This is a genomic window from bacterium, assembly GCA_040755795.1.
Lineage (GTDB): Bacteria > UBA9089 > CG2-30-40-21 > CG2-30-40-21 > SBAY01 > JBFLXS01.
Genome location: JBFLXS010000440.1, coordinates 1 through 3,103 on the forward strand (window position 1 = coordinate 1; position 3,103 = coordinate 3,103).

Genomic DNA, 3,103 nt, shown 5'->3' on the forward strand with positions numbered 1-3,103 from the left:
AATGGAATATATGCGGAATACTATAAAGTTGTCCAAACAGATGTGGGAACTTTTGCCTACTCGGCTTATTTTGAAGATAAAGCAGGTAATCCTGCAATTAATAACAATGAAATCTTTGGAACTATTGCCTTGCGAGGTAATGAGTTCCCACCTGTATCTGGAGCAAGAATCGTTAGATTAAAAACATTAACTCCAGAAAATGGGACATTCACAATAAATAATATTACCCTGGCTACTTCAACTATGACTATTTATTCAAATGATATTAAAGCAGGGGATAAGATAAAGATTACAAATAACTCTTGTGTTTGGGTAACATCAGCAACTAAAGATGGAGAAATTAGTGTATCTAATACCGATATTTTCTTCGGATTCCCGATATCTGATTATAACAATATTGCCACATCTACTATCACAGAAGGTATCTGGGTTAAAAAAGTAATGAAAATAGATGATGATGTTATTATTAATCTAACGGCAGTAAACATATTAAATACACTTGGACAACCAACGCGAACGACTACAGCGGTAATATTTGAGGATGCAAGAATAGCTACAGGAACAATGGTGGTAGTATATGATAATAATGATGCCCATATCTGGTTAGGAACTGCTTCACAAAGTGGTAGGTTTGAGGCTTCTAATGCTAATATTTATTTTGGTAAATTAGTCAATGATTACCAGGGACTGGGAGAGATTAAAGGTATAATTGCCTCTTTTGCCAATGGAGGAGTTGCCTACACTGATATGGGTTTAATTGTGCAGGGTATTTCTCTTTATGATAACGGAGCTGATACTCATAAAGATGTAATACCCGGAGACGGTGTATATTCTAATTTATATACTATAAAACAAAAAGACGATACAACAAGTTATTTCTATGGTTATTTTAGTTCTGCAGGTAACAATGCTGAAAATAATGGCATACGCAGTCAAGAGGAAATTGTAATTGATGCTACTCCACCTGTTATTACTAACTTTGGTGCCTTCCCTGGTATATTTAGACCAGGCTCTGAAAATGTAACTATAAAATATACCCTCTTAGAAATAGGGTCTAAGGTAACAATAGAAATATGGCAGGACAACGACCGGATTAGAAAATTAACTATCCCTGAACCTCAATATGGGGATAATTGTTCAGCAACATGGGATGGAAAGAATTTGGGTGGAGGATTAGTAAAAGATGGAGACTATACCTTTAAGATTAATGCTGTTGATACAGCAGGAAATAAAGCAACAGAAAGAATTGGCATAATAAAGGCAAGTACTATTAACATTACCATTACAGAATTGAAGATTAATCCAAGTATCTTTACTCCTACCCCTCAGACAGAAGATGATACCGATTTCTGGACAGATATTCATGTTACATTAGAGGCAACAAAGGCTCAATTACAAAATTTAGGATTTGAGATGGATTCAGAAGATATTTACACCTTACCTTATCTTTTAGTTGACTTTACCTGTTTTGATGCCCTGGGGAATGAGTTAAGGCCATTAGGATTACCTGATTTGAATACAGGGGATTCAGATGAGGACCCGTTTACTAATGGTTATCCTAATTATTATACAGGCCCTTTTGGAACAGAGACAGGCCATGGGTGGTATCCTAAACTTGGCACTGATTTACCGGATGAGGGAGATGGAAATAAAGGAAATGACTGGAATACATTAGTTCCTCTTCAGCGAGACCCTTTAGATGAAAATCAATATTATATTGATTGGGGTGTTGGAATCAAGGATTGGAATATTCCAAACGGGACATATATTATAAGAATGCAAGTAGAATTAGTAGGTTCGTGCTGGAAATTTATAGATTATGTTCGAGATGCGGCTGAAAATCCAATAGCCGAGAAGTGGCATCAAAAACCAAATCATGCAAAAGGATATAGTAGAACCTCTGAATCAGTTGAAGGTAGGGTAGAAGTAATTGACTCTCCAATTATCAAACCAGATTATATAGCACCGGTAATAATTATGACCGACCCAGGGGCGAATACTATCCATGAACCAACTGAGAATATATCTGTCATCTCTGCTCAATTAATGGACCAAGGGGGGGCAGGAATTGATTTTGGCTTATCTACTATTATACTTAAAAATTCTGTTGGTTTGGTTATGGCGGGTGAGCCTTCAAATAATGGTATTGACACGGTAAAGTGGACTTTGAAAGACTCCTTAACTATACCAGATGACTATACAATTGAAGTAAAAGCTGTGGACAAGGCTAAAAATGGTTCAGAGGATACACCTCAAATATTTACCTTTACGATATTAGATAGAATGGGACCTAAAATATCTGATATTTTAGTGGACAGTACGGTGTTAAAAGACAAAGATATTTTTGGACCAAATGTAATTCAGAAGATTACAGTAACTTTGTCAGAAATTGAAACTGGTAAGTCAAAGGTAGATTTTGCATCATCAAAAATTATAGTCAAGAAACAATCTACCGGGGAAGAAGATGAACCACATAAATTATTTGGTGGTAGTCGAAGAGACGAAAAAATTAATGAAACCGAAAATAGCGGACGAATAATATATGAAAACCTTACCATTAATGAAGGAGGAACTTATACCATCTGGGTAGAGGCATGGGATAAAAACACTAATAGTAATTATAGCCAAAAACTTACCTTTTATGTCAGTGTAGAGGGTTATATATATGTTTATTTTAATTATCCATCTCTTGGGACTAAAACCTATCTGGTAATTCCTCCTGATACAACAGCTGAGACTTATGCTACCAGCGGCGTAACAGTGAGTACTAATACTATTAGTATTAAGCAGGGAACTATTACACCAAATGAAGGTTATACACCAATAGACCCAGCCATAGAATTTTGGTGGTTTAACACTGAACATACTGATATAACATTAGCACACCCCACAGGTAATATTTCCCTTACAATGTATTATGGACATAAATTACCCTTACCAATAGGAATTACAGAGGACAATTTAGCTATCTGGAGATATAATGGAACAATCTGGCAGAACATAAGTGGAGTTAATGATATAGATAGAAACAATAACAAAATTACAGTGAATTTATCTGTAGATACGGATGTAATTTTAGAAGATTCCTATGCCATTATGTATC

General features: G+C 35.5%; 1 protein-coding gene. It reads left to right on the forward strand.

Features of this window, described 5'->3' with window-relative positions:
• A partial coding sequence (locus AB1414_18045) for a FlgD immunoglobulin-like domain containing protein (protein ID MEW6609316.1) occupies window positions 1-3,103 on the forward strand: 3,103 nt, incomplete at both ends.